Source organism: Paraburkholderia sp. (assembly GCF_049581445.1).
GTDB lineage: Bacteria > Pseudomonadota > Gammaproteobacteria > Burkholderiales > Burkholderiaceae > Paraburkholderia.
Genome location: NZ_JBAURZ010000341.1, coordinates 50,287 through 76,690 on the forward strand (window position 1 = coordinate 50,287; position 26,404 = coordinate 76,690).

General features: G+C 60.4%; 27 protein-coding genes. 11 read left to right on the top strand and 16 right to left on the bottom strand.

Annotation, left to right across the window (positions count from 1 at the left end; translation table 11 throughout):
* The first annotated feature begins 113 nt into the window (after positions 1-113).
* Positions 114-1,754 carry an AMP-binding protein gene (locus WCA85_RS28495; protein WP_424068211.1) on the top strand — a complete coding sequence of 547 codons (1,641 nt, stop codon included), beginning with the start codon at positions 114-116 and terminating at the stop codon, positions 1,752-1,754.
* Between the two features lie 27 nt (positions 1,755-1,781).
* Here WCA85_RS28495 and WCA85_RS28500 read toward each other — a convergent pair whose 3' ends face one another.
* From WCA85_RS28500 to WCA85_RS28530, 7 genes are all read right to left on the bottom strand, one after another.
* Positions 1,782-2,090, bottom strand: coding sequence for a DUF4148 domain-containing protein (locus WCA85_RS28500; RefSeq protein WP_424068212.1), 309 nt, complete (start codon positions 2,088-2,090; stop codon positions 1,782-1,784).
* A gap of 220 nt (positions 2,091-2,310) precedes the next feature.
* Complete coding sequence (locus WCA85_RS28505; RefSeq protein ID WP_424068213.1) at positions 2,311-3,984, bottom strand: FAD-dependent oxidoreductase; 1,674 nt, start codon at positions 3,982-3,984, stop codon at positions 2,311-2,313.
* A gap of 144 nt (positions 3,985-4,128) precedes the next feature.
* Positions 4,129-5,925 carry a S9 family peptidase gene (locus tag WCA85_RS28510; protein ID WP_424068214.1) on the bottom strand — a complete coding sequence of 599 codons (1,797 nt, stop codon included), beginning with the start codon at positions 5,923-5,925 and terminating at the stop codon, positions 4,129-4,131.
* Positions 5,926-6,253: 328 nt separating this feature from the next.
* Entirely contained in the window at positions 6,254-6,631 is a 378-nt protein-coding gene (locus WCA85_RS28515; RefSeq protein WP_424068215.1) for a VOC family protein, read from the bottom strand.
* A 217-nt stretch (positions 6,632-6,848) separates the two neighbouring features.
* A complete protein-coding gene (locus tag WCA85_RS28520) occupies positions 6,849-7,880 on the bottom strand; it encodes a histone deacetylase family protein (protein ID WP_424068216.1) in 1,032 nt (343 codons plus the stop codon).
* 23 nt (positions 7,881-7,903) lie between these two features.
* Positions 7,904-9,148 (bottom strand): Zn-dependent hydrolase, encoded by a 1,245-nt coding sequence (locus WCA85_RS28525; protein WP_424068217.1) that lies wholly within the window; start codon positions 9,146-9,148, stop codon positions 7,904-7,906.
* Positions 9,149-9,172: 24 nt separating this feature from the next.
* Entirely contained in the window at positions 9,173-10,483 is a 1,311-nt protein-coding gene (locus WCA85_RS28530) for an MFS transporter (protein ID WP_424068218.1), read from the bottom strand.
* Between the two features lie 177 nt (positions 10,484-10,660).
* Here WCA85_RS28530 and WCA85_RS28535 point away from each other — a divergent pair, with 177 nt between their 5' ends.
* From WCA85_RS28535 to WCA85_RS28550, 4 genes are all read left to right on the top strand, one after another.
* A complete protein-coding gene (locus tag WCA85_RS28535) occupies positions 10,661-11,629 on the top strand; it encodes a LysR family transcriptional regulator (protein ID WP_424068219.1) in 969 nt (322 codons plus the stop codon).
* Positions 11,630-11,829: 200 nt separating this feature from the next.
* Positions 11,830-12,267 carry a carboxymuconolactone decarboxylase family protein gene (locus tag WCA85_RS28540; protein WP_424068220.1) on the top strand — a complete coding sequence of 146 codons (438 nt, stop codon included), beginning with the start codon at positions 11,830-11,832 and terminating at the stop codon, positions 12,265-12,267.
* Positions 12,268-12,290: 23 nt separating this feature from the next.
* The gene (gene tehA, locus WCA85_RS28545; RefSeq protein WP_424068221.1) at positions 12,291-13,298 is read left to right on the top strand and encodes a dicarboxylate transporter/tellurite-resistance protein TehA; all 1,008 of its coding nucleotides are present in this window, start codon (positions 12,291-12,293) and stop codon (positions 13,296-13,298) included.
* 34 nt (positions 13,299-13,332) lie between these two features.
* A complete protein-coding gene (locus WCA85_RS28550; protein WP_424068222.1) occupies positions 13,333-13,743 on the top strand; it encodes a DOPA 4,5-dioxygenase family protein in 411 nt (136 codons plus the stop codon).
* 247 nt (positions 13,744-13,990) lie between these two features.
* On the opposite strand, the gene WCA85_RS28555 is transcribed toward WCA85_RS28550, so the two are convergent.
* From WCA85_RS28555 to WCA85_RS28575, 5 genes are all read right to left on the bottom strand, one after another.
* Positions 13,991-15,454: a PLP-dependent aminotransferase family protein gene (locus tag WCA85_RS28555; protein ID WP_424068223.1), complete on the bottom strand. Its 1,464-nt coding sequence runs from the start codon at positions 15,452-15,454 to the stop codon at positions 13,991-13,993.
* A gap of 40 nt (positions 15,455-15,494) precedes the next feature.
* The gene (locus tag WCA85_RS28560; protein ID WP_424068224.1) at positions 15,495-16,097 is read right to left on the bottom strand and encodes a TetR/AcrR family transcriptional regulator; all 603 of its coding nucleotides are present in this window, start codon (positions 16,095-16,097) and stop codon (positions 15,495-15,497) included.
* A gap of 108 nt (positions 16,098-16,205) precedes the next feature.
* Positions 16,206-17,018 carry an alpha/beta fold hydrolase gene (locus WCA85_RS28565; protein ID WP_424068225.1) on the bottom strand — a complete coding sequence of 271 codons (813 nt, stop codon included), beginning with the start codon at positions 17,016-17,018 and terminating at the stop codon, positions 16,206-16,208.
* Between the two features lie 42 nt (positions 17,019-17,060).
* A complete protein-coding gene (locus tag WCA85_RS28570) occupies positions 17,061-17,603 on the bottom strand; it encodes a 2,4'-dihydroxyacetophenone dioxygenase family protein (RefSeq protein WP_424068226.1) in 543 nt (180 codons plus the stop codon).
* A gap of 86 nt (positions 17,604-17,689) precedes the next feature.
* The gene (locus WCA85_RS28575) at positions 17,690-18,676 is read right to left on the bottom strand and encodes a D-2-hydroxyacid dehydrogenase family protein (protein WP_424068227.1); all 987 of its coding nucleotides are present in this window, start codon (positions 18,674-18,676) and stop codon (positions 17,690-17,692) included.
* Positions 18,677-18,943: 267 nt separating this feature from the next.
* Here WCA85_RS28575 and WCA85_RS28580 point away from each other — a divergent pair, with 267 nt between their 5' ends.
* Positions 18,944-19,201 carry a redoxin domain-containing protein gene (locus WCA85_RS28580; RefSeq protein WP_424068228.1) on the top strand — a complete coding sequence of 86 codons (258 nt, stop codon included), beginning with the start codon at positions 18,944-18,946 and terminating at the stop codon, positions 19,199-19,201.
* 408 nt (positions 19,202-19,609) lie between these two features.
* Here WCA85_RS28580 and WCA85_RS28585 read toward each other — a convergent pair whose 3' ends face one another.
* Together WCA85_RS28585 and WCA85_RS28590 are read right to left on the bottom strand one after the other, a co-directional pair.
* The gene (locus WCA85_RS28585) at positions 19,610-20,617 is read right to left on the bottom strand and encodes an NAD(P)H-dependent flavin oxidoreductase (RefSeq protein ID WP_424068229.1); all 1,008 of its coding nucleotides are present in this window, start codon (positions 20,615-20,617) and stop codon (positions 19,610-19,612) included.
* Between the two features lie 80 nt (positions 20,618-20,697).
* Positions 20,698-21,141 (bottom strand): nuclear transport factor 2 family protein, encoded by a 444-nt coding sequence (locus WCA85_RS28590; RefSeq protein ID WP_424068230.1) that lies wholly within the window; start codon positions 21,139-21,141, stop codon positions 20,698-20,700.
* Between the two features lie 206 nt (positions 21,142-21,347).
* Here WCA85_RS28590 and WCA85_RS28595 point away from each other — a divergent pair, with 206 nt between their 5' ends.
* Positions 21,348-21,899, top strand: a complete 552-nt coding sequence (locus WCA85_RS28595; RefSeq protein ID WP_424068231.1) for a PadR family transcriptional regulator — start codon at positions 21,348-21,350, stop codon at positions 21,897-21,899.
* A 50-nt stretch (positions 21,900-21,949) separates the two neighbouring features.
* Positions 21,950-22,642 carry an NnrU family protein gene (locus WCA85_RS28600; protein ID WP_424068232.1) on the top strand — a complete coding sequence of 231 codons (693 nt, stop codon included), beginning with the start codon at positions 21,950-21,952 and terminating at the stop codon, positions 22,640-22,642.
* Positions 22,643-22,735: 93 nt separating this feature from the next.
* On the opposite strand, the gene WCA85_RS28605 is transcribed toward WCA85_RS28600, so the two are convergent.
* Both WCA85_RS28605 and WCA85_RS28610 read right to left on the bottom strand, forming a co-directional pair.
* Positions 22,736-23,602 carry an NmrA family NAD(P)-binding protein gene (locus WCA85_RS28605; RefSeq protein WP_424068233.1) on the bottom strand — a complete coding sequence of 289 codons (867 nt, stop codon included), beginning with the start codon at positions 23,600-23,602 and terminating at the stop codon, positions 22,736-22,738.
* A gap of 23 nt (positions 23,603-23,625) precedes the next feature.
* Positions 23,626-23,952, bottom strand: a complete 327-nt coding sequence (locus WCA85_RS28610; protein WP_424068234.1) for a DUF4148 domain-containing protein — start codon at positions 23,950-23,952, stop codon at positions 23,626-23,628.
* A gap of 243 nt (positions 23,953-24,195) precedes the next feature.
* Here WCA85_RS28610 and WCA85_RS28615 point away from each other — a divergent pair, with 243 nt between their 5' ends.
* From WCA85_RS28615 to WCA85_RS28625, 3 genes are all read left to right on the top strand, one after another.
* On the top strand, positions 24,196-25,110 hold the full coding sequence (locus tag WCA85_RS28615) for a LysR substrate-binding domain-containing protein (RefSeq protein ID WP_424068249.1): 915 nt from the start codon (positions 24,196-24,198) through the stop codon (positions 25,108-25,110).
* Between the two features lie 408 nt (positions 25,111-25,518).
* Complete coding sequence (locus tag WCA85_RS28620; RefSeq protein ID WP_424068235.1) at positions 25,519-25,956, top strand: cupin domain-containing protein; 438 nt, start codon at positions 25,519-25,521, stop codon at positions 25,954-25,956.
* A 69-nt stretch (positions 25,957-26,025) separates the two neighbouring features.
* Entirely contained in the window at positions 26,026-26,382 is a 357-nt protein-coding gene (locus tag WCA85_RS28625) for a nuclear transport factor 2 family protein (RefSeq protein WP_424068236.1), read from the top strand.
* Positions 26,383-26,404 lie beyond the last annotated feature (22 nt).

Sequence of the window (26,404 nt, forward strand, 5' to 3'; positions counted from 1 at the left end):
CGCTGCTTGTCCATTTCAATCATGGTTTTGGCCGCGTAGAGCATTTCCAAGGTGCGACTATCACTCCATAGTTGTACCCCATGAGATGCTCTGCCTTAGCGCGAGAAACCAATATGATCAAGAGACACTGGAGCCAGTCCTATGGCTCGGTCCCCGCCGATATCGACGCCGACCGTTATCCATCCGTGAATGCGCTGCTGGACGAGGCGATGCGCCAGTTCGCCGCCAAGCCAGCCTTCCGCGCGTTTGGCCAGACACTGAGCTTTGCGGATGTCGCCCACGCATCGTTAGCGTTCGCCACTTATCTTCAGAAAGTAGTCGGCGTCAAAAAAGGCGACCGCGTGGCCGTGATGCTGCCCAACCTGCTGGCGTTTCCGATCGCGTTCATAGCCATCGCCAGGATCGGCGGCGTACAGGTGAACGTCAATCCGCTCTATACGGCGCGCGAACTCGAACATCAACTCAACGATGCGGGTGCAGAAGTCGTCGTGGCTTACAACGGCTCCACGCCCACGCTGGCGCAAGTAATCGGTAAGACGGGTGTCAGGACGGTCATCACCGTCGGCCTTGGTGACAGTGGCAAGAGCGGTGGCCCCGCGATCCCGGGGCCCCTGGTCGATGCATCGTTGCGCGATGCGATCGCATTCCCAGTTGCAATCGCTCAGGGCGAGACGCTTCAGCTGGATCCGGTAGACGTCAACGGCGATGACCTGCTGTTCCTGCAATACACCGGCGGCACGACCGGCGCCTCAAAGGGCGCCGCGTTGTCGCACCGCAATCTCATCGCTAACATCGAGCAATTCAAGGCTTTCATGCCCGATGCGCAGCGACCCGGCGAAGAGGTCATCGTCACCGCGATCCCGCTATATCACATCTTCGCGCTGATGGTGAATTTCCTCGCCTTCTTCTCGGTCGGTGCAGAGAACTGGCTCGTGGCCAATCCGCGAGATGGCGACGCATTCATCGAAACACTGAAGGCCGCGCGGCCGACGATCTTCACCGGCGTGAACACGCTTTACGCCGGTCTCGTCGCCAACCCGCGTCTCGCGGAGGTCGACTGGTCGCGTCTGAAGCTATGCGCAGGCGGCGGCTCTGCCATCATCGAAGTGGTCTCGGCGCGGTGGAAGTGCGCAACGGGCAACTTTATCCGCGAGGGCTATGGCATGTCCGAGACTTCGCCCATTCTCACGTTCAACCCGCAGTTCGTCTCCGGATTCACCGGGACGGTCGGGCTTCCCGTGCCCTCTACCGATGTGAAGTTACTGGACGATGAGGACCGTGAGGTCGGCATTGGCGAGCCTGGCGAGATCTGCGCGAAGGGGCCACAGGTCATGCCTGGCTACTGGCAAAACCCCGAGGCTAATGCGACGGCATTTACCGAGGATGGCTATTTCCGCACCGGAGACATCGGCGTCTTCGACGCACAGGGTTTCCTGAGGATCGTCGACCGCAAGAAGGACATGGTCATCGTTTCAGGCTTTAACGTCTACCCGAACGAAGTGGAAGCGGTTGCGACAGCGTTCCCCGGCGTGGCCGAATGCGCCTGCGTCGGCGTGCCGGACGACAAGACGGGTGAGGCGCTGACGCTCTTCGTCACTAAAGCACCAGGGGCCGACGTAACAGCGGAAGCGCTCATTGCGCACTGTCGCGCCGGCATGGCTGGCTACAAGGTGCCGAAAATCGTCCGCTTTGTGGATGCCCTGCCCAAATCGGTGGTGGGCAAGATCTTGCGGCGAGAGCTTCGTCACCTTTGATGCTTGCCCGTACGTCGGATCAACCCGTTACGGGTGGCTGTACATTGCGTTCCAGTCGGCCTTCGACACTGCCGGGCGCCCTGCTTCCGACGAACCGCTCACCACGCCACCGACGCCGGTCGCATTGTTCTGCGCAGCCACCTTGGCTTCTGCGGCCTCGATGTCATCCGGGTAGCGCGGATCTGCGCCGGAGGCGGGACGCCATCCGGTTTGTTCGAGTTGAACCAGTTCAGCGCGCACTTGCGCGCGGGTGAGCGGGCCGTTTGTCTGCGCGAACGAGATAGCCGGAGCGACGAGGGCAGCGGCTACCACAACAGCTTGAATGAGCGACTTCATGATTTCTTACCTCCAGATGTTTTGTCCTGCTACGAACAGCCCTGTTCGTAAATCAGTAACGACAGTGTAGGTAAGCGAGCGTTTAAGATTAATGGGGGCGGCTGGAAGGGATTGTTCCTGTATTTGGGTAAACCCTGGAAAGCGACTGACTAGCGGCGAATCTCGCCAAGGAAACGGCCAGCAATTGAACGGGCGACAAGGCTTCCACGCGTCCGGACACTCACCGGTCCCGTGCAAGATATTGGTGCACAGCCTGAATGGCGGCCGCGCCCTCCCCGACGGCAGCCGCCACGCGCTTGACGGAGCCACTGCGCACGTCACCCGCTGAAAAGACGCCGGGCCGGCTGGTCTCGAGATCATGCGGCGGCCGCTCTGCTGTCCAGTTCTTTCCGGTGTCGCCACCTGTCAGCACAAACCCATCCTTGTCCAGGGTGACACAATCGCCGAGCCACCGCGTATTGGGCTCGGCGCCGAGAAACAGAAAAACGTGCCGAATGGGTTTGTATTCGTTCTGCCCCTGCCGGTCCCACCGTATCGCTTCAAGTCTCGACTCGCCGCATAACTCGACGATCTGCGTGCGCGTGTGAAGCGTGATATTGGCCGCCGCGTTAATCCGCCTGATCAAATACGCCGACATGCTTGCACTGAGTCCGTCGCCACGGACAACGACGTGGACATGACGCGCGAACCTCGCGAGGAATACCGCGGCCTGTCCGGCTGAATTGCCGCCGCCCACCACGATCAACTCTTCGTTGTTGCAAAACCCACCCTCCATGAAGGTCGCACTGTAGTAGATGCCACGGCCCTCAAAATGCTCAAGACGAGGAAGGTCTGGCTTCCGGTAACGCGCGCCCGTGGCAATGACTACAGCGCGAGCGTAGACGGACTCACTCTCGCTCAGGCCAATGTGAAACGATTCGGTGTCCGTACAGTCTATCGTCAGTGCTTCGATCGGCACGCCGACCTCGGCACCGAACTTGCGACATTGAGACAGGCCGCGGCCGGCTAGCGCCTGCCCCGATATACCGGTCGGAAAGCCAAAGTAATTCTCGATCTTCGAACTCGTGCCTGCCTGTCCTCCCGGCGCCTTGGCGTCCAGAACCGCCACCTTTAGCCCCTCAGATGCGGCATAAACCGCGGCAGCGAGCCCTGCTGGCCCCGCCCCCACCACAATGAGGTCGAAGTGCTCGCCATTGAGCCGGTCCGGACTCAAGCCGATTGCATCCGCGACGGCTCTATGACTGGGTTGCGTCAGCACGACGCCTTGCAAGGTGATCACCACCGGAATGTCGGCTTCCGTTGCGCCATAGCGCGTCAGGAGTTCTTTGGCTTCGGTGTGCGCAACGATATCGAAGTAGGCCGAAGGCTGAGCGTTGCGGCTCAGGAAGTGGCGCAGGCGTAGTGTCGGCGCCGAGGACGTACTGCCAATCACCATCAAGCCGACTTGTGGCCCTTGAATGAAAGCGACCCGGCGCAGGATATAGGCGCGCATGATGGTTTCGCTCAGCTCCGCCTCTGCGATCACGAGCGCGTGGAGGGAGTCCTCATCGATGTCGATGACCTCGCAATCGGAGGTAGCGCGTGTCGTTGCCACCGCAGCCCGCCCGGCGAGCGTGCCAACCTCGCCGGTGAAACTGCCGGGGCCATGGATGCCAAGCGATTGGGAGCCGTGAACGGACCCTCTGGTCGACTCGATCGTTCCGGAAAGAATGGCGAACATCCCGGTATGACGGTCGCCTTCGGAATAGAGGATGTCGTTGGCTTTAAGCTTGCGTCGCTCGCCGTACCGTTCCAGTATCGCCAGCTGCTTTTCGTCCAGCGTGGGATAGATCTGATGGTGGCGGCTGCCGCCTGACGACAGCTCGTGGGGCTTACCTGAAGAGTCTTTGGTCATGGCGGATTCCATCGAGTCAATACGCGTGCCTCGTCGTAGAGCTATCGCATCCACGGTGGATATGATATCGCCAGTTGCGGGGCACCATTCACTCAGCACGATACGCGTATTCGGCACACGCAGCGCGACGGTCTGACCGCTACCTCAGATGTTCTCGATCGCCAACGGTTCAATCTTGTCAGCGGGCTCGAATCCAAAGATCTTTCCGTAAAAAAACAATTCAGCTTCCAGCGAATGCTTGATGTTCTCGGCACGCTTGAAGCCGTGGCCTTCCGCCTCATACAGCACATGGGCGACCGGCAGCCCCTTCGCGCGCACCGCCTGATAGATCGATTCGGCCTGATTGGGCGGCACTACCTTGTCGTCTCCGCCCTGGAACAGGATGATCGCGCTCGACATCTGCTCGACGAAATGGATCGGCGAACGCGCCTGATAAAGGGTTTGCGCTTCGGGGTATGGGCCAACCAGCCGATCCAGATAGCGCGATTCGAATTTGTGGGTGTCTCGTGCCAAGGCTTCGAGGTCGCCCACCCCGTAGTAGCTGGCGCCCGCCTTGAAAAAATCGTGGAAGGCTAACGCGCACAGCACCAGATAACCCCCTGCGCTGCCGCCCCTAACTGCAAGCGCGTCCGGATTCACACGGCCCTGCTCGATCAGGTAACGCGCGGCATTGATCGCGTCGTTGACGTCCGTAATGCCCCATTGCCCGTCGAGGCGTTGCCGATAAGCGCGGCCGTGTCCGCTGCTGCCGCCATAGTCGACATCGACAACGGCAAAGCCACGACTGGTCCAGTACTGGACCGGCCACCTGAGCCCCGAATGGGTGGCCGAGGTCGGACCCCCGTGGGCGATCACGAGGAGCGGCGGCAAGGTGCGCTCCGGACCTTTGAAGTCGGGGTTCGCAGGCGGATAGAAGAACGCATGTGCGTGCAGCCCCCCTTCGGTCGGAAAGCGGATCGGCTCGGCCACTGACACGTAGCGGGCGTCAACCTCGGCACGGTCCGAGTTGCGCAGCACCTGATACGTCTGAGTGCCTAGATCGAGACCGACAATCGCTTCCCCGGTGGTCGGTGAGCTGCCGACGAAGATCACCTTTTCCCCGTTGACCTGCAGGTCGCGCATCGTGCTGTACGGCGTCGGAATCTCCTCGAACGCGCCGGTCGACGGATCACAAACGGCCAGATGCGTGACGCCGTCCTGCTGGTAAAGACACACGATGCGGCCGTCTGGCGTAAAGCCGTAGGTAGTCATCCCGAAGATCCATTGCGGCTTGCCGAATTCGGCATCCAACGGATGAAGGGTCTCAAGCGCGTCATCCGCGAGTCCGGCGTCGAACGAGCCGCCTCGTACCCGATACAGATTCCACCAACCGCTGCGGTCCGATACGACATACAGATCGCCAGCCGGTGACCATGCGGGCTGAAACAGCGACACGGCCTTGCCACCCGCAACCCTACGCGGCTTGCCGAGTGTGCCATCGGCCGCAATCGCCGCGACCCACAGTTCCGTGCCGTCCCACGGCATGTTGGGGTGATCCCAGGTCAACCATGCAAGCTGCGTTCCGTCGGGGCTCATGCAAGGCGACGAAAAGAAATCGTGACCGTCTGCCATGACTTCGGTCGCGCCCGTCGCAAGATCGATGCTGGCCAATGTATTGACGGGTTCGTGGCCAGCTTGACGGTGGTCTTCACATACGCCAATCAAACGTCCGCGAGCCTGATCGGCGATCAGGTCCGCGTAGCGAAGGCCATCGGTCTTCGTCACCACTTTCGGCTGGCCGGAGGTATCGACCGTATAGACGTGCTGATCCTTGAAGTTGCTGAAGAAAACGCCAGCCGCAGTCACCGCAAGTGCCCCGCCGCCGTATTCGTGGGCACGCGTTGCTGCATCGAAGGGTGCCGGCGTCAGTTCTTCCAGCTCGCCATCGGGACGAAGCCGCACTACTGCATTCCTGCCCTTTTCCTGCGGACGCCCCTCGGTCCAGTAAACGCCGTCGCTGCCGATGCGGGGCTGCCCGAGCCGGATCGATTCACCAACGACCAGTTGGGCGGTAACGGGCGACTTCCAGCTGCCAAAAGGAGCACAACTGGGGGATTCTGCTGCCGGCGAGGAGGCTGAATAATCTGAATTCATGGCAAGGAGAAAGGTGGGAGAAAGGGAATAAATGACCGGCTAGCGGTAGATTGTCACGCTCGGTGAAATCTTTGTTACGCAGTGATCCTGGCTCTGGAGAGGCGGCCTCGCCTCGCGAGTCCGCTCGATGGAAGGACTAGGCCTCGGGTTGGTGGCAAACCACTTCGATGTTGTGCCCGTCCGGATCAATGACGAAAGCTGCATAGTAGTTCGCATGGTAGCGCGGGCGCGGACCAGGCGCACCATTGTCCTTGCCACCCGCCTCAAGAGCCGCCCGATAGAAAGCGTCGACTTGCTGGCGATTCTCAGCCATGAACGCCAGGTGAAGATGCGCCGGCTTCTCCTCAGTCTGGTACAGGCACAATGAAGCTTTGCCCCCCGGTGGGCTTAGCTCGACACCGTACGTCGGCTGCCCCTCCGAGACAACAGCTACGCCGAGCGGTTCGAGTGCCTTGAGGAAGAACGCTTTGCTCGCTGCATAGTCGCTGACTCCGAATTTGACGTGGTCGAACATGAGCTCTCCTGAAGTGTGTGGGCCTGTGCGAGGTCTAACGTGACTTAGAGATCACAGCGATGTTGCCACACGTAGCCACAAGTAGCCACCGGTGGAAGTCAGGGGATGACACTCGCACGGTTCAGGAGTTGCTCGGGCACGCAGACCGTGACGAAAGACCGCTATCGCCCGAGTGCTGCATGCTACGTTTGATTCATATCGACCTGGCCACCTTCTTTTAGAAATCGGCCGCTGGTGAATCGAAGCCAGTAAAAAACGATTGCGCATTCGCCTCGAGGCTGTCGATGTGATAACCCCCTTCCTGAACGATCACGGTTGGCAGTTTGAGCGCACCAATGGCTCCGCCAAGCCGTCCGAAGCCTTCGGTCGTCACGGCAACCATCGCTTGCGGATCCTCCTTGTAAATATCGAAACCAAGCGCCAGCACCAGCGCATCCGGCTTAAAACGCTGGACACTGCGCAATGCCGAATTCAGATTCTCGAAAAACACCTCTTCGCCGGAGCCGTGCGGCATTGGCAGGTTGACGTTGTAGCCATCGCCTGCTCCCGCACCATGCTCGTCTTCGTAACCCGCCACGACCGGATAGAAGTTGGTGGGGTCGCCGTGTATCGATACATACAGTACGTCATCGCGGCCGTAAAAGATTTCCTGCACACCTTGGCCATGATGCATGTCCGTATCGAGAATCGCGACACGTCCAAATCGTTCCCGTAACACCTGCGCCGCGACTGCTGCGTTGTTCAGATAGCAGAAGCCGCCCGCACCTTCCGCTCGTGCATGGTGGCCCGGCGGACGGCATAGCGCATACGCTTCGCGCTCGCCCTCGTTGATCGCAAGCGCAGAAGCGACCGCGCTCTGCGCCGACCAGTACGCCGAACGCCAGGTATCCGGACCGATGGGGCAACTGCCGTCCGCGAGATAGCGCGCCGCCTTGCCGAGTACGCCGCGCAGCGGATTGCCCTCGCGCACGTAGATGTTTGACATCACCTCGTCGCCCCAATCTTCCGGCATTTTCTTCCACTCGGCGTGTGCCTCTTCGAGAAAGCGCAGATAGTTCATGCCGTGTACAGCGGCCAGTGGCGCCATGCCAAAGTCAGCCGGTTCGCGGACGTCGAAACCCAACGACTTCGCAGCCTCGACAAGTCGCACTGCGCGCTCAGGCACTTCCTGCGGCGTGCGTAACTTCCCACGCGACAGATAGCTGCGTGGGTGATGTTTCAGTTGCTCGGGGTGAAAAAAAGTCAGCATATCCAGCGAATCCCTTTAAAGCGTCATGCGGGTGTGCAAGCAAGCGCAACCGCACGCGCCAGCACTGCATTGATCAATACGTTCGCACCGCACGTGACATCTTCCGGCAGCGCATCCTCTGCTTCGTTGTGCGACAGTCCATCGACGCAAGGAATGAACACCATTGCCGTCGGCACGTGGCGCGCAAGCAGAATCGCATCGTGCCCTGCCCCACTGACTATGCGTTCATAGCGGTAACCGAGAGCTTGCGACGCGTCTTCCACGAATCTGACGCAGCTTTCGTCAAAGGGCGTCGCGGGGCTGGTCCAGTTCGAATCGATCGCCACATTCAGCCCACGGCGCTTTGCGATCTGCGCAAATGCGTCGCGAAGCTCACGCTCCATCGCAGCGATCTGCGCGTCGTCAGGGTGACGCAGATCGACTGTGAAAGCCACGCGCGCCGCGATCGTATTGCGCGACGAAGCGGCAATGCCAGCTTGACCGATCGTAACAAGCCCTTGCGGCGCGAAGCGTTGTGCAATGGCCTCAAGCGCCAGCGCCATTTCCGCGCTCGCGAAGAACGCGTCCTTGCGATAAGGCATGGGCGTCGTACCCGCATGCGCGGCAACCCCCGTCACGGCCACATCGAGCCAGCGAATTGCCTGTCCGCCCGTCACCACGCCGATCGAATTGCCGTGGTTCTCGAGCACCGGGCCCTGTTCGATGTGGGCCTCGAAATACGAATCGACCGCTTGCCCCGTCGCCGGACGCTCGCCCTGGTAGCCGCATTGCCTCAATGCCTGAGCGAGCGTCACGCCATCCACATCCTGGGTTTCAAGCGCAGCCTGCAATGGCGTAGCGGCGACGAACACCGCCGAGCCGAGCATGGCCGGCGTGAAGCGCGCACCTTCTTCGTTGGTCCACGAGACGATCTCGATAGGCTTTTCCGTGCTGATACCGTGATCGTTAAGGGTGCGCACGAGTTCGAGCGCCGCGAGCACACCATAGACGCCATCGAAGCGGCCACCCTCAGGCTGGGTATCCAGGTGGCTGCCGATCAGGACGGGCTTTTGCGCAGGATCGGTGCCTTCGCGACGCGCGAACAGATTGCCGATGGCATCGACGCTCACGCTCATACCCGCTTCACGGCACCACGTCGCGAACAGATCGCGACCGCGGCGGTCTTCGTCGGTCAGCGCGAGCCGGCGCACGCCGCCCCGCCCAGTGGCGCCGATCTTCGCCATTTCCATCAGACTTGCCCATAGACGCGGGCCGTTCACCTGCAACATCGTTTCGGACTCCTTCAATGCGATTCAACGTGTGAGCAGTGCATCGGGTGCGTCGGCACGGCGATGCTTCAATGCGTCAAGCGCCACAATGCACACCAGCGACAAGCCCGCGAGACACGTATAGAACACCGCAAGCGGCCACCATTGCCCGGTAAACCGGTGCGCGAGGTAGGTCCCGACAAGCGGCGTCAGGCCACCTGCAATCGCGCCGCAAACTTGATACGACAGCGAGATCGCCGAATAGCGGATGTGCGTCGGGAATATCCCGGAGACAAACCCGGCGATCACCGAATAGAAGCTCGCCATGCAGACCACCGCGAGCGCGATGCCCACGATCATCGACGCTGGGGTGCCGCTCTGCACGAGGATGAACATCGGATACGGCGACACCATCGCGCACAGCGCAGCGAACTTAAGGAAGCGCGCGCCCCCGAGTTTTTCCGCGAACCACGCAGCCAGCGGCTGCGACACGAGCTGGATGATCGCCACCACGAACAGGCAGTCGAGAATCAACGACTTCGTCACGCCGACATACTGTGTCGTGTACGAAATCATGAAGGTGTTGGTGAAGTACACACCAGCAATACCGATCGTGTTGGCGCCGATGCACAGCGCGACGAGCGCACCCGACGACCGGAACACTTCGGCAATGGGAAGCTCAACCGTACGCTTCAGGCGCTTTTCCTGCTCGAATTCAGGCGATTCATTCACGCCAAGCCGGATGACAATCCCTACGATCAACAGCAGCGCGCTCGCAAGGAACGGCAGGCGCCAGCCCCAGGCGATAAAGTCCGCGTGCTCCATCGAGGTCACTGCGCGAAACGCAATCAGCGACAGAATCAAGCCGGCCGGACTGCCGAGCTGTGCAAACGACGCGAAGAAAGTCCGGCGTCCCTCCGGCGCATGCTCGCCCGCCATCAGCACCGCGCCGCCCCATTCTCCGCCCACGGCTACCCCCTGCACGACGCGCAGCAACACCAGCAACACCGGCGCGAGCAGCCCCACCCGCGTATAGGGCGGCAGCAGGCCGACGCCGACGGTGGCGATCCCCATCATCATCAGCGTGGTCATGAGCGCCTTCTTGCGGCCAATCCGGTCGCCAAGGTGACCGAATATCACCCCTCCTAGCGGTCGGGCGAAAAAGCCCACCGCGAACGTGGCGAACGACGCCATCGTGCTGATGAACGGGTCGTGCGACGGGAAATACAGCTCACCAAACACAAGTGCAGCGGCAGTTGCATAGATGTAGAAGTCGTACCACTCGATCATCGTGCCGATGAACGCGGCCGCAGCGGCGCGAGCCGGCTGCCGAACGGGCTGGGGGGCTGAACTCAAGGGGGGGTCTCCTTTCACGCCGGCACGGCCGGACGCGTCGTTATTGGGACCGCGCAGATCACGCTGCGCGACGGGACCCTGCCTTTATCAGCATCCATAAAACATTAGTCAAATTTCGGTTTATTATTCTCCGTATAAGTCTGGCTAATACCTCAAGCCAGTCCATCGGAAGATCCAATGACCCAGCTACGTGCGGAAGTGGCCCGTTTCCTGAACGACAGGCTCGACTGGAACCTGCTGCGCACGTTCCTCGTCATCATGCAGGAACGCAGTTTGAGCCGCGCCGCGGCCCGCATGCATCTGACGCAGCCGGCCATCAGTCAGGCGCTGAAGCGGCTCGAAGACACGCTCGGCCGCACGCTGATCCAGCGGCGTGGACCGCACTTCGAGCCTACGCGTGCCGGGGAAGAGGTATACCGGATTGCAAATGACATCTACGGTCACATGTCGCGGCTGGAAACCGAACTCGACGACCGAACCGACGACATTACTGGCTCGGTCCGTCTACTTAGCGTGAGCCGGATCGATTCAGCGTTGTATGACGCGTTTCTGGCGGAGTTTCATCGAAGCTACCCGCGAGTCGATTTGCAGATCGAGGTCATGCGCTCGTCCGACCTCATCTCTTCGCTGCTGCAAAAAACTGCGACGGCGGGGCTCGGCCTGTGCCGCACACCCATTGAAAAGCTCGAACAACGCTGCTTCCTGCGCCAGCGGTATGCGATGTATTGCGGCCGGCATCACCGGCTGTTTGGGCGCCAGGCACTGACCATGGACGATCTGCTAAACGAAAATTTCGTCTCGTTTACGAGCGACCAGATCGGCGACAGCTTGTCGCCGCTGACGGTTTTCCGCGACCAGCGCGGCTTCACGGGCCGTATCGTGGCAGCTTCGGCGAGCCTCGACGAAGTGCGTCGGCTGATCTTTGCGGGCTATGGCATTGGTTGCCTGCCCGAGCACATCGTGCGCGACGACATCGCGCAGCAACGCTTGTGGCCGTTGCCGCCCAAGGAAGGGATTGCCGATGTCGAAATTCATTTGCTGTGGCATCGCGGCCGCAAAATGAACGCCGCAGAAAGCGCCTTTCTCGACACGATGGAGCGGATGATGCAGCGCTATTCGTTGCAGGAGCGGCTCGAAACTCGCTGAGCGCCCGGGACGCGATCGCCGTCCCCTTCCGTCAGTTGATTTGATGGCTTTCATGGCCTGGTCGTGTTTCACATTCTTGGCTCTGTGTACCGGGCCAAGGTTTCTTCACAATGAAGGTCAAGCGAGTGGTTGCCTCAACGAACCGCTACCGTCCCCGCGTCGATTGACGGCCTCTTTGGAGGCCAAACCAAGGATCTACCATGAAAACCCGTCTAGATTTTCTGAAAGCACACCCTGCAGCCATCCAGTCGCTGATGGGTGTCGAGAAAGTCATTGCAAAAAGCCCGTTGGAGCCGGCACTGAAGGAGTTAGTCAAAATTCGCGCTTCGCAGATCAACGGATGCGCGTTTTGTCTTGACATGCACACGGCGGATGCAGTCAAGGGCGGGGAAACCGCTCGTCGACTCGCAACTGTAGCTGCATGGCGTGAAGCGCCCTTCTTCACCGAGCGCGAACGCGCTGCCCTCGAATGGACCGAAGCGGTCACCCTGGTCGCACAGACTCGAGTTCCAGATAGCGTGTGGGAAACGCTCCGCCCACTGTTTAACGACGAAGAAATCGTCGACTTGACCCTGCTCGTCACGGCAATCAACAGCTGGAACCGGTTCGCGATTGCGTTTCGCAAGCTGCCGGAATAGCCTGGGAAGAACGAGACCTTTCTGTGCAAAGCACCTCCATTCCTGCGTCGCTCTTCAGTATCGTTCTCGGCTTGTCGGGTCTTGGTCAGTCGTGGCGCGTCGCAGCGCGCATGTGGCACGCGCCGGCCGTGATGGGCGAGGCAATATTGTTCGTCGCGACACTGGTTTGGTTCGGGTTACTGATCGCTTACGCACTGCACGCGTTGCTTCAGCCCGCGAGAGTCGTCGACGAATTCAGGCATCCCGTCGCCGGCGGCACCCCTGCTTTGCTTGGCGTGTCGACGTTTCTGGTTGTGCAGGCAGTGTTCCCGTATTCGCACACGCTCGGCACCGCGCTCGCTGTCGTGGGACTGGTGTGGCATCTGGCCTTCGCCCTGTGGCATACGGGCATGTTGTGGCAGGGCGAGCGCAATATGCTCGATAATGCGCCGACACTTTATCTCCCTTCAGTGGCTGGCAACTTCACCGGCGCTGCCGCACTCGCGACCTTGGGTCGACCCGAATGGGGCTGGCTATTGCTCGGCGCGGGCGTCTTCTCCTGGCTCGCTATCGAGCCACTGATCATTAATCGCCTGTGGCACGGCCAGCCTGTCGCGCCGTCGCTGCGGCCGTTACTTGGCATTCAGTTTGCCCCACCCGTTGTGTGCGCAGCCGCGGCGCTGGTCCTGCTGCCTGGTTCGACCGATCACTGGATAGTGATGCTGCTTGGATATGGGCTTTTCCAGATCATGATCGGCTTGCGACTCGGCGTGTGGCTCACGAAAAATCCGTTTGCACCTTCATGGTGGGCCTACACCTTTGGCATCGCGTCGGCGACCCTGTCATGCATGAAGCTTGCGCAGGCGGGTCTGGCACCCGCACAAATGCTGGCGATTCCGGTATTTGTCGCAGCCAACCTGTTCATTGGGTATCTCAGTGTGCGTACGCTCGTTCATCTGTTCGACAGCTTCGGCATACAGCCCTCCCGGCTAACCAGCCCATCGAGACGGCCCGTTCAAAAGACAGGAGCAAATCGCGATGTCTGGAAATAACCGGACATCGACCTATCAGGAGTTTTGTCCCGCCATGACAGTTCAACAGCTAGACGCAATTCGGAGCTATCACGCTCATATCTATTTCGATGGTCAGGAGCAGCGTGGCATCGCCGAAATCTTGCGAGAAGAGATCGCGCAGCGCTTCTCTGTCCTCATCGGGCGCTGGCACGATCACCCGATCGGGCCACATACGAGACCGATGTACCAGGTGGCGTTTTCGACGTCCGAATTCGCCCGGTTCGTGCCGTGGTTGATGATCAATCAACGCGGCCTCGCGGTGTTGATCCACCCCAATACCGGGCGTTCCCGGCGCGATCACCTTTCCGACTCACTGTGGTTGGGCGAGAAACTCGGCATCAACGATGAGGCCTTCCGGGTCGACGCTCAGACGAATCAGGAACCGGAGATTGTTCCCAATACCCATCCGACGGTGACGCCATGAATAACATGGCCCGTCGCAACGCGCTGATTTACTTTCGCAACGACCTGCTCGCGCGCGGCATGCATCTCGTCGAGCCCCTCAATATTCCTAAGGAGGCTTGATGAACGTCCTGCTGCTGAACGCAAGCCCGCATGGCGAGACGAGCCACGGTTACCGGCTTGCAAAAGAGATCGTTGTTACGGTCAACACTCCACTTTGAGCGCCCGCTCAGGCGCGGCTCTCAGGCCGCTTCTGAATGCGTCGAGGCCTAGACGTCGATCGCTCGCCTGAGCATCCGTGCGATCCGGGTAGCGTCGTCCGGACTGGTGACGTTTGCAAAACCGAGCAACAGACCACGCCTGGCATGCGGCGATTTTCTGGCGTACCACGCGGATAGCGCATAAACGCCCAACCCGGCGGCTTGAGCGCGATCGACGGCGACTACATCGTCCGTCATGTCAGTGAAGTTTGCGATCATCTGCAGGCCGCCCGGCTGCAAATCGATCCTCAGCCGATCGCCGAACTCACGTTCCAATGCGTAAGCGATCCACGCGCGCCGCTCTGCATGTAGCAAACGCATACGCTTCAAATGACGTGAAAAATGCCCTTCGGAGATGAAGTCGGTCACACCGGCCTGAAACAGATACGGCGCCCCGGCGTTCATACTTTCGCAGACTTGTCTGAAGCGAGCGCTCAGGTTCGCGGGCGCGACCACATAGGCGAGCCGGAGTCCCGGAAACATAACCTTGCTGAACGTGCCGCTGTAGATCACCCGGTCGTGCCGGTCGAGGCTCTTCAATGCCGGTAGCGGGCGGCCGGAGTATCGGAATTCGCTGTCGTAATCATCCTCGACGATCCAGCTGCCAGCATCACCTGCCCAATCGAGCAGTGCGATGCGGCGTTCCAGCGAAAGCGTCACGCCACGCGGGCTCTGATTCGATGGCGTGACGAGTGCAAAGCGTGCGTCTGGCGCGACTTTCACTCCCTTCGCAACATCCAGCCCGAGGTCGTCCACCGTTACAGGCACGAGCGAAGCCCCTGCCTCGGTCAAAAAGCGCCGCGCCAGCAGATACCCAGGGTCCTCGAACCAGAAGCGGTCGCCGGGGCTGGCAATACAGCGCAGTATCAGTTCCAGCGTCGCGCGGTATCCGGTCGTGACGAACACTTGCTCCGGCAGGCAAGGCACGCCGCGCGAAATGCCGAGATAGGTAGCGATGCGTTCGCGTAGCGGGCGGTATCCGGATGGATCGGGATAAACGAAGCCGGCACGATCGGCACTGCGCAACCGATGTGCGACGAGTCTGGCCCAAACCTTCCGAGGAAAGGCGTCGATCGCGGGCAGACCGGGTTGCAGCGGCCTCGGGTCGCCCCCATCGTGGATAGCAAACTCCTGCGGTTTGCTCGGGACCGGCCTTGCGTGTTTTGTCGCTCTTCTTTGTGCTGTTTGCGGCTGCCGTAGAACCAGTTCAGGCAATGCCGGCGAAACCACCGTGCCCGCCGCGCCCCGGACCTGCAGATAACCTTCGTCGACGAGGATGCGGTACGCCATCTCGACCGTCCCTCTGGCCACGCTCAGCTCCATCGCGAGTCCGCGAACGGCCGGCACTCGCGCGCCAGGCTGAAGGTGTCCATTCGTAATCGCAGCCTTGAACCGTTCGCAGATCTGCAGATAGACAGGCAGTTGCAGCGTTCGGTCTATACCGGCCAGCAGTTCGGATTTGACGGGCTTCATGGCTCAGTGTTTTGTCACATTCTGCACCCGCCAGCGCGGGTCACGCATTGGCGGGTGGAAGCAGGCCAAGTTGAATGAGCGCCGGCGAGACCCCGCTCACCAGCCAGTCCCGGTTGGGATTGATGCGAGCCAGCACCCGCAAACCGAGCAAGACAGCCAGCAGGTGTTGTGCTGATTCGGCTGCAGGAATCGCTTTCTTGATCTCGCCGCTGCGTTGACCGGCTTCGAGACAGCGCAGGAAAAAGTCGCGTATCTGTGTGACTTCGTCGGTGATGGCCGCTCGCAACTCAGTATCTTCTGGCGCTGCTCCCAGCGCCGAGTTCACCATCAGACAGCCACGCTGCTCGCGATCATCGAGCGATCGCTGCACTACTTCGGCGAAGAATCCAGTAATGGCCGTGCCGGGCGTCGCCGTGGATTCGAGTCGTAGCATGCGCTCGCGCAGCGTGTTTTTCAGGTAGTAGTCCAGAGCACGCAGAAACAGCCCACGTTTATCACCGAAGGCGTTGTAAAGGCTTGGCTGCGTGAGGCCCGTCGCCTTAACCAGATCGCGCGTCGATGTTGCTTCGTACCCATACGCCCAGAAAGCGTCGCGTGCCGCGTCCAGCACCTTGGTTTCGTCGAATTCGCGGGGGCGGCCCATTCATGGCTCCGTGGCAAGTTGAAATCTGAATTTTATATCGAACGATATCCCGCGATCCTTACCTGGTCCGAGCGCGCCCCGCGTGACCCGGGGGGCGCCCCTTAGTGATCACGCAAAGAAGTCGATTAAAGCACGTGCAACCGCTTTCGGATCATTCTCGGTCGGGATGTGACCGGCCGCGGGGACCCGAACGAGCGAAGCGTATGGAATCTCTTGCACGAACCGTTCTGCGTGCTCGACCAGTTGGAAACTGTCGTCTTCTCCCCAAACGAGCAGTTTCGGCACTTCAGACGCTCGCAGATCCGGCACAAGGTCCATTGTGAAGTGGCTGTACGCGGCGCCGGCCAAAGCCAGCCAGGAACGCGCGACACGCGGCTCCGTCCACGGGTCCAGGTATTCGGCGATCTCCGCTTCGGATGCCGGACGCGCCAATGCCGTGATGACCGATCTGCGTCGCGCGGCAAGCACCTCTTCCGGCGTCGTCGCAGCAGCTACATCCGGATCCCGGAAGCGCGCGACCCCAGGCACTGGCCACGAGTCGAACATCACTGCGTTCATGAGCGCGAGACGGCTCACCTCAAGCTTTCCGTCGACAAGGAGGTGCTGGGCGATTCCGCCACCAATGTCGTGGCCGGCGACGCCAATCTTTCCGGTTATCTCAAGCGCATGGACGAAACGCACGACCCAGTCGGCGAGGGCAGGAATCGATGCCTCGGTTACGGTCAGTTCACCAGCCGAGCGTCCGAACCCGGGCAGGTCCACCGCGATCGGCCGCAGGCCTGCGGCGGCCAGATCATCAATGACGGGTTGCCACACACGGCTCCAATACGTGCCGTGGAGCATCAGTACGACCGGGCCTTCGTCGCCCGCACTCAGGTAGCTGGCGGCGATGCCGTCTACCTCTACAGTCTTTCTTTGCATATTCGCACTCTCGTATAGGCGCCTTGCCGGCGCCGACATTGTTTAGCGGATGAACCGCTTCACATAATCCGCGCCAAGGCCAATTGCCTCGTAGTGTTTACGGGCCGCATCGATTTTGGTAAACACGTCCTCGTAGCCCACTGCGACACCCTGCGGATCGACATAGGTGTAGCCGCCCGTCACGTGGAACCACGTGATCATCTCTTCGACTTCTTCGGGGACGTAGAGCGTGTGCGTTTCACCAGCAGGCTCATGGGCGTACGAGCCTTGTTCCGCGATCCAGTCGTGCTCAAGGTAATACCAGCGTCCTCGCAAGACCATGGCGTGCACGGGCCCCGTGTGCCGGTGGCGCGACAGCACGCCAGACTGCCGCACGCGCAGAAGGTTGACGTAATAACCTTGACTCGCACTTAGCAGCAGCGGCTTGAACGAGACCGTCTGCGTGGTGGGCACCCACAGGTTGTCGTCCTCGAGCCAGGTGTCGAGCACACCGGGATGTACGATATCTACCGACATATCTGCCGGCTGCGGGTACTGATAGGGGATCGCCAATTCGTCCGGCTTTCTTGTGTTCACTTCACTCATGATTCCTTCCTCGTCAACATTTGGCGGTCGCGCCGCCCAAACATACCCTCTGGTAGCCGACGCATTAGCCCGTTTGTAGCCCGGCGTCAGACCTTGGGCGTGTTCTGTTCAACGGCGGCGTCGCCGTGGGTTTCATCAAGCCAGCTAACGATATTTCGTACGGTGTCGCCGTAGAACGTCCGATAAAGTTCCTTCGACACATAGCCGATATGCGGCGTGGCGAGCACATTGGGCAGTTGGCGCAAGGGATGCGAATTGGCCAACGGTTCATCGTCATAGACATCCACGGCGGCGCCCGCGATGACACCTGATTCGAGTGCTTTGACGAGCGCCTCGGTATCGACGATAGGACCTCGGGACGTATTGACGAGGCGGCCGGTCGGCTTCATCCTGGCCAACTCAGTCGCGCCCACGAGATGGTGCGTGCGGTCACTCAAGCGTACATGGACCGAAACATAGTCCGACTGCTCGAACAGTTCGTCCTTCGTCACGTACGCCACGCCCTGCTCTGCGGCTGCTTCCGGCGTGAGGTTCTGGCTCCACGCGACGACTTTCATGCCGAACGCTTGCCCGATTTTTCCCACCGCTGATCCGACGCGCCCAAGGCCGAGCAGCCCAAGCGTTTTAGCTGCCAGCTCGTCGCCGACCGTTACTTGCCAACCACCGTTACGCAGTGATTGATGTTCTCGCGGAACATTGCGAGCCATCGAGAGAATGAGTGCCCAGGTGAATTCGATTGTCGGCGTTGACCAATACCGCGTGTGACGTACCTGAATCCCGAGCTCGGCAGCCGCGTCTTCGTCTATCGACGCGTTTCCCGAGCCGGTCGAGACAACCAGCTTCAGGTTAGGCAGACCAGCGAGGATTTCTCGCGGGAGGGGTGTGCGTTCACGCATCACGCAGACGACGTCGAACGGCCGCAGGCGGGCGATGATGGCATCGCCCTCCGCAACATGATCGTTGAACACCGTGATGTCAGCGCGTCCGTCAAGCGGCGACCAATCGGCCATGCTTCGACTGACGTCCTGGTAGTCGTCGAGCACGGCTACCTTGAGGGGAAAACGTGTTGTCATAGGAACCACTCCTGTTAATTGTCTGGTGAAGCTGAGGCCTTCCGTAGCGTACGCCGGTGACATGCCGCACCAGAGAGGCACGCCTCGGGTGATCGCGTCGATTACGACCGATGGCCCACAATGCCAGCTGGCGCAGTCCACTGTCAGCGCGAGCGGCGTGCTGCACTGCCAGCCGCCGTCGAGCAGTTCATACGTTCTGCTGCTCTACGCATTTAGTTATGTATCTATCGATACAGTATTTCGCCATTCTATATCGATCGAAATAAAATGCAAGGGGAAGGTTCGCGTCAAGCATCGCGGAGCGGGGAGCGCCGGGGAGTCGGCCATCGGGAATTTACGTTGCCGGATGCGCAAGGGCGACCGGTTTCATCGATCGAATTGCTGAAGAACGGGCCGGTGGTCATTACGTTCTATCGCGGTGTCTGGTGCCCGTATTGCAACTTCGATTTACTAATTGCGCAATCGAAATGGAAACCTTACAAAGCATCCAGACGCGCACCATTCTGCATATATCAGGATAACTAACAGTAGAGACGTTTCATCATGACGCATCCTTTCAGATTCATATTTCCGGTTGCGCTAATGACCGTTAGCGTATGGGCTATTGCAGCCGACCGACTTACACCTGAACAGTGCAACAGCTACCCGTTCACGCCCGCGCATGGTCAAGTTACCAAGGCCGATCTGAAGCGTGAACTGGCCGAACTCGAGTCCGTGGGGTATTGGCCCAGCACCGGGAACTATTCGCCTGGCATTCCCCTGCTGCGACAACGCCTGAATGAGAAATACGCCCGGGACTGCGGGCGACTGCATGCGTCATCTGACGCGCAATCACCCGGCAGCTGAACAGGCTTCGGCACACGGCCGTCAGAGCATTTTTATCAATAAGGAATGCGTAGCGGATGTACGCGCGCCTGATCCTTCCAGTACGGATCATGCATTTTGCGCTTGAATATTTTGCCGGTGTCTTCCCCCGGACGTCAGATCCAGTCTGTGGCGCGCGGCCTGGTATTCATCGGCAAAGTGGGCGACCAGTTCGGCGGCGGGAACGATCCGCTTGACCGCGCCCACCCCTTGGCCAGCACCCCAGACATCGCGCCATGCCTTGGCCTTGCTGTTACCGCCGGAGCCGAAGTTCATCTTCGACGGATCGGACTGCGGCAGCGCATCCGGGTCCAATCCGGCGTTGGCGATACTCTGGCGCAGATAGTTGCCATGTACGCCGGTAAACAGGTTGGAATACACGATGTCCGAGGCTGTGCTGTCGACGATCATCTGCTTGTAGCGCTCGTCGGCGTTCGCTTCGGCGGTGGCGATGAAGGCCGAGCCGATGTACGCGAGGTCGGCGCCGGCCGCCTGCGCCGCCAGGATGGCATTGCCGCTGGCGATAGCGCCGGACAGCGCCAACGGGCCGTCGAACCATTCGCGGATCTCGTGAAGCAGCGCGAATGGCGACAGCCGGCCGGCATGCCCTCCAGCACCCGCGGCGACCGCAATCAGGCCGTCTGCCCCCTTGTCGATGGCTTTCTTTGCGAACGCGTTGTCGATCACATCGTGCAAGACAATCCCGCCGTACGCATGCACCGAGCGGTTCACGTCCTCGCGCGCGCCGAGCGAGGTGATGGTAATGGGCACCTCGTACCGCGCGCACAGTTCAAGGTCATGCTCCAGCCTGTCGTTCGACTTGTGCACGATCTGATTGACCGCAAACGGAGCGGCCGGTTGCCCCGGATGGCGGGCGTTGTGCTCGGCGAGTTCGGTCGTGATGCGATCCAGCCATTGCTCCAGCAGTGCTTCGGTCCGGGCGTTAAGAGCCGGGAACGAACCAACAACGCCGGCCTTGCATTGCGCAATCACGAGATCGGGGTTGGAAATGATGAACAGCGGCGAGCAGATCATCGGCAGCGCAAGGCGGCCTTCGAGCATGGCGGGTAGGGACATTGAGTACTCCAACGGGAAAGGAACGATACCCGCCGCTTGCCGGCAGCAAGCAACAGCGGGCAAAAATGGATTGCAACCGATCAGACAGGGGCGCGCTTGCCGGTCAGTACGGCCTGCGCAGGCGCCAGTTGCGCGGCCATCTCGGCCGAGAGCGCCTGCAGGCCGCTCATGGGACGCACCATCACCTCGAATTCTTCAATCCTGCCCTGATCGTCAAAGCGCAGCATGTCGATGCCCTTCAGCGCCTTGCCGCTGACTTCGGCGCTGAATTCCAGCACGACGCTGCGGCCGTCTTCGCTAACGAAGCCCCGCAGGTACTGGAAGTTATGGAATACGGTGTTGACGGTTTTCAGCACGAGCTTGATGGCGGCTTTGCCCGGATAGGCGGTGTGAGCCACCGGCGAGCGGAACACGATGTTGTCGGCCAGCAGCGGGTCCAGTTCGTCCATCGCATTGCGTCGAAGCAGATCGTGCCAGGTTGACAGCGTGCGCTGCGCGGCGTCGGACAATCGGTTCACTTCCATACAGGTCTCCTCAATGAGAGCCATCAGCGGTCGACGAGCCCTGCTCGGTCACTTCCCTCCGTGCATTGATGATTCCAGGCATCCACACCACCTCACGACCCATCAATATGCAACTGGTTGCATAAAGGATAGCGAAGTGCTGGACGATATGCAACTGGATGCATATAATTTTTGCGACGCAGACACTAGCCGTTAAAATGGCGCCCATGTCCATTCAACATGCCCTTCTCACTTCGCTACTGGAAAAGCCTTCCACGGGCTACGATCTTGCGCGGCGCTTTGACAGGTCAATCGGGTATTTCTGGCATGCCAGTCATCAGCAGATCTATCGCGAACTCGGCCGCATGGCCGAAGCGGGCTGGATACTTGCGACCGATGACAACGACGAGGGGAAGCGGCGGCGCCGCTTGTATGAGGTGCTGAAGCCAGGCAAGGCGGAACTGGCACGCTGGGTATCGGAGCCTTCGACGGATGGCGAAGCCAGCCGTGCCCTGCTGATCAAGCTCCGGGCGGAGGCCGTGATCGGGCCGCATGGGGTTGATCAGGAATTGCGCCGGCTCATGGCAGAGCACCAGGCGAGGCTGACGACCTATCTCGAGATCGAACAATCCGACTTTGCGGCGCGCCGCATGTCAGCCGCGCAAAAGCTGCAGCATGCGGTACTGCGCGCCGGCATCATGACAGAACAGAGCTGGCTCGAATGGGCCAACGAGGTGCTGCCTATCGTGGAGACAGCCAGGCGCAGCGTTCCGCGCTAGCGTGAAGTCAATAGTGTCAGCCGACGACATGACTTAAGGAGCCGGGCCAAATGGGAAGCATCAATGCGGTTGTGGCGGCGGCAGTCGCCTTCGTAGGCAGCCACTTTCTCTTGTCGCATCCGCTGCGCGGCCGTTTGGTCCGCGCGTTTGGCGAAGTAGGGTTCCTCGGCGTCTATTCGCTGATTGCATTCCTGACGCTCGGCTGGCTGGTCGTGGCCTACCTGAAGGCGCCCTTGACAGCACCGTTATGGCCGGCGGGAGACGCGCTCTGGGCGGTTGTGACCATCCTCATGCTGATTGCGTCGATCCTCCTGATGGGCTCTCTGATCCGCAACCCGGCGTTTCCTACCGGCGGGCCGCCCGGTACGTTCCCGGCCGCGGCACATGGCGTGTACGCAGTGACGCGTCACCCGATGATGTGGTCGTTTGCACTTTGGGGGCTGTGCCACATCGCGGTATTCCCGGTGGCCAAGAACATCGTATTGGCAGCGGCTATCGTCGTCCTCTCGCTCGTCGGGGCCGCATTCCAGGACCGGAAGAAGGAACAACTCCAGCCCAGTCTGTGGCCCGAATGGGAGTCAAAGACGAGCTATCTGCCGTTCGCGGCAATCGCCACCGGGCGGGCGCGGCTGGGCGGATTCGGCTTGCACGCACTGCTGGGTGGCCTCGTCGTCTGGCTCGCAGCGACGTGGGCTCATCGCCCACTCGCCGGTTGGGCCGCGGGTATCTGGCGTTGGCTGTAGTGCCAGTCCCGCGCCTGATTCACCTGCTAGTGGAGTGTTCAAGCAGACACCTGGCAACGTGACATCGTGTGCGCGTCGCCAGGTGCACCTGCCTCAGTCTTCCTGCGAGACAAGCGCGCGCAGAACGGTTTCCAGTTCCACGTCGCCTTTGACGACGTTGACTTCCTTGCCTTCGAAGCAGATCCAGCCTTCGTTGAATCCATCGACCATGCGCATGCGCGGCATCGGCTCCTTCATGCCTTGCGAGCGGAACAGCGCCTCCCAGGTGTCGCGCGCGACGACCTCGGCTCGTACCGGACGGCCAAGTATCTGGGCAAACGTCGCCGCGATGTCGTTCGGGGAAACGCGCCGCGGCCCTTCAAGCTCGACGATGCGCACACCGTTCCACGTCTGCTGAAGCAGTTGCGCTGCGACACGGCCGACGTCTGCGGTCGCAACCATCGGTACGGGCTTGTCGAGCGGTTGCAGAAAGCTGCGGATGATCCCCGTGTCGCGGGCGGGTGCCACGTCCCATGAAGCGTTTTCCATGAACCAGCCAGGACGCAGGAATGTCACCGGAATCGACAACTCGCGCAGCGCCTCCTCCATCAGCGTGCGCTGCGTGAGCAGATTGGTCTCGGTGGCCTGCGCGCCAATCGTCGACAGGCAGACAACCTTGCCCGGTCTCGCCGATTGAAGCGCCGCGCGCACCGCGTCGATGACCACACGTGCTTCCGGAAAACCCGGCGCCGGATCAAAGTCGGACGGCGGCAGAATGAAGACGCCCTCCATGCCCTCGAAGGCGGCGGCAAGCGCAGTCGCATCGTCCATGTTGGCCGTCACCACTTCGCAGCCGCGTTCGGCCCACGACCGTGCTCGCGCGGCATCCCGTACGACCGCCCGCACCGGCTGCCCCGCTGCGAGTAGAGCACGCGCCACGGCGCCGCCAACCTTTCCTGTGATTCCTGTAATTGCGTACATTTCTGCTACTCCTTGTGTAGAAATCAGTGATGTGTGTAAAGCGAAGTGACCGGTGTGCGCGCGGTCACGAAGCTGCCTGAAGCGGACGAACCGCCGCGCACGCCGCCTATGCCGCTGTCAATGTTCGAGTTGGCGCTCGTCTGCGCGGCTACCTTTGCCTCGGCCGCCTGAATGTCGTCGGGGTAATGGGGGTTATTGGCACGGCCGGGCCGGTAGCCCACGCTTTCCAGTTGCACGAGTTCTGCGCGCACCTGTGCACGGGTAACGGTCGAGCCAGATTCCTGAGCGTATCCAGCGACAGGGAAGGCGATAGCGGCCGAGACGGCCAGCAGGAGATGACGGGTATTCATAGCAATGCTCCTTGGGTTATTGAGGGTGATGTGCGCCCTTGGGATGCATTGTGGGTAAACGTGATGAGAAACAAAATGACATGAATGGCACTTGTTAGGTGACATATAGTTACTAATATGTCGCGTACAGGGTACTTAACGCGCCCTGCGGGTCAACTAGCCCAGTGGTCGGCCCCGGTGCAGCAGTGTGTTAGCGTTCGACGGAATTCTTCAGACCACCAACATGACCCGAATGCAGCGCCTATGAGATCGTCCAGCGAAAACATCTCCAGTGGTATCAGCGTATTTGCTGCCGTCGTCGATGCGGGGACATTTGCAGCCGCGTCTGAAGTAATGGGCATGTCGCCACCCGGGGTGAGCCGGGCAATCGCCCGACTCGAAAAACGGCTGAAAATACGCCTCTTCAATCGAACCACCCGTGCCGTCTCCCTTACTGAGGAGGGCCGACGATTCTACGAACAGGTCATGCCGCATTTAAGAGGAATGGAGGAAGCCGCCGCTGCCGCGACAGGGGGTGCCGCGACAGTGCGCGGGAAGTTGCGGATCAATCTTGATCCGGCTTTTTTGCGGGTTATTCTGGGCCCCGGGCTTGATAAATTCATGGATGCACATCCTGAACTTGAACTCGAACTGATCGCGAGAGATCACCTGGGCGACCTCGTAGTCGACGGCTTCGATCTGGCCTTGCGGTTCGGCGAACCGCGCTCATCTAGTCTGGTTGCGAGAAAGCTTCTGGACACCGCGGTTGTCACGGTTGCAGCACCCTCTTACCTCGCCCGGCGCGGCCGGCCGACGGAGCCGCAAGAATTAGGGCTCGGCGTGCACCGGTGCCTCGAATTCCGGAACCCGGAAACTGGCAAGCCGTATCTGTGGGAGTTTCATCGCAAGCGCAAAAAGCTTGAAGTAGAAACAAATGGAAGGCTTATCGTGAACGATCCGAGTGCCCTGCTGAACGCGTGTCTAGCCGGCTCCGGCATCGTACAGATGTTATTGCTTGGCGCTGAACCGTTGATTCGGGAGGGACGGCTCGTTAATCTGTTCCCAGACTGGTCCGACGAACGCTTTCCGCTCTATGCGTACCATCCGTCGCGGCATCATACGCCAGCGAAGACACGGGTATTTCTCGACTTTATCGTCGCCTTGACGAGTACGAGCTAGTTAGTCGAAGTCGCCATCGCGCGCCAGGTATTTGTCCAGTAAGTCATGGCGTCTGCCAACACGCCGAGTTGCCTCCGCCGGGACACGAAACGATCAACGCGATGGCCCCCCGGTTTGCTGGCACAGCGAACGATAGCGCCCACGTCACCATGGTTCGCCAAGTGCTATCACTCTGTGCGCGATGAACGACCGGCGACGAGCAACCGGCCGCCTTGCGGTCTGACTGCATCTATCCGCTTTCCGTAACCATCACCGGAAAATCGCTCGCGATTTCCCCCTCGCCGCAGTGCACTTCTGGTCAATCGCTCCTGCACTTCCGTGCAATCACTTCGATGCCCTTGCGCCTATTCTTGAATCACACCCCAACCCCACCCGGGCACCATGCCTGGATAATTCAAGGAGACGGCAATGGAAATCAAACCCCATGTGCGCGAAGAGGCAGTCCAGATCAATGACATCCCGTGGAAAGCCTTCCCCGACGCTCTGTCGCGCGGCGGCATTCGCTGGAAGATGCTGCACGCCTCGCCGGAGATGGGCGCCTGGACGGCCATCTTTGACTGCCCAGCAGGTTCATCCTTCAACGCGCACTTCCACGTCGGTCCCGGCGAATACCTCCTGACAAAAGGCCGCATGGACGTGCGCGGCGGCGCTGAGGAAGGGGGGGACACCGTCGTCGCGCCCGCCTATGGCTATGAATCCGCCAACGCCCGCCACGACAAGACGTCCTTCCCGGTTGATAGCGAGTTCTACATGACCTTCCTCGGGCCGCTCTCGTTCATCAAGGAAGACGGCACGCCCATCGTGGTTGTGACGTGGGACGAAGCGCAGCGCGCGTACGCCGGTTAAGGCATTGCATATTCAGTGCGGACCGGCGACTGTTCCGTCAATGGCCGCGCGACCAACGAAGGGGTCAACATGACAGATTTAACCTTGCAGGCTGACGACTTGACCAGCCAGGTATTCGACCATCACCTCGGCGCATTCGCGAAGGGACTAGACGAACTCCTTAAGGACTACGATGAACGTTCGGTACTCGTAACGCCCGGCAAGACATATCGTGGGTTGAGTGAGATTCGCGCTTTTTTTAAGACATTTCTCGATAGCGCGGAGCCAGCGTTCTGGACCGCGTTCAAAGTGACCAGCAAGAGCACCGAACGGGAAGTCGCCTATCTCGCGTGGGAAGCAAAACCGTGGGTACCGATGGCGACCGACACGCTCTTCGTGAGGAACGGGAAGATTTCTGTTCAGACATTTACGGCATTCTCGTCGTAGTCGTGACCCACACATTAGATGG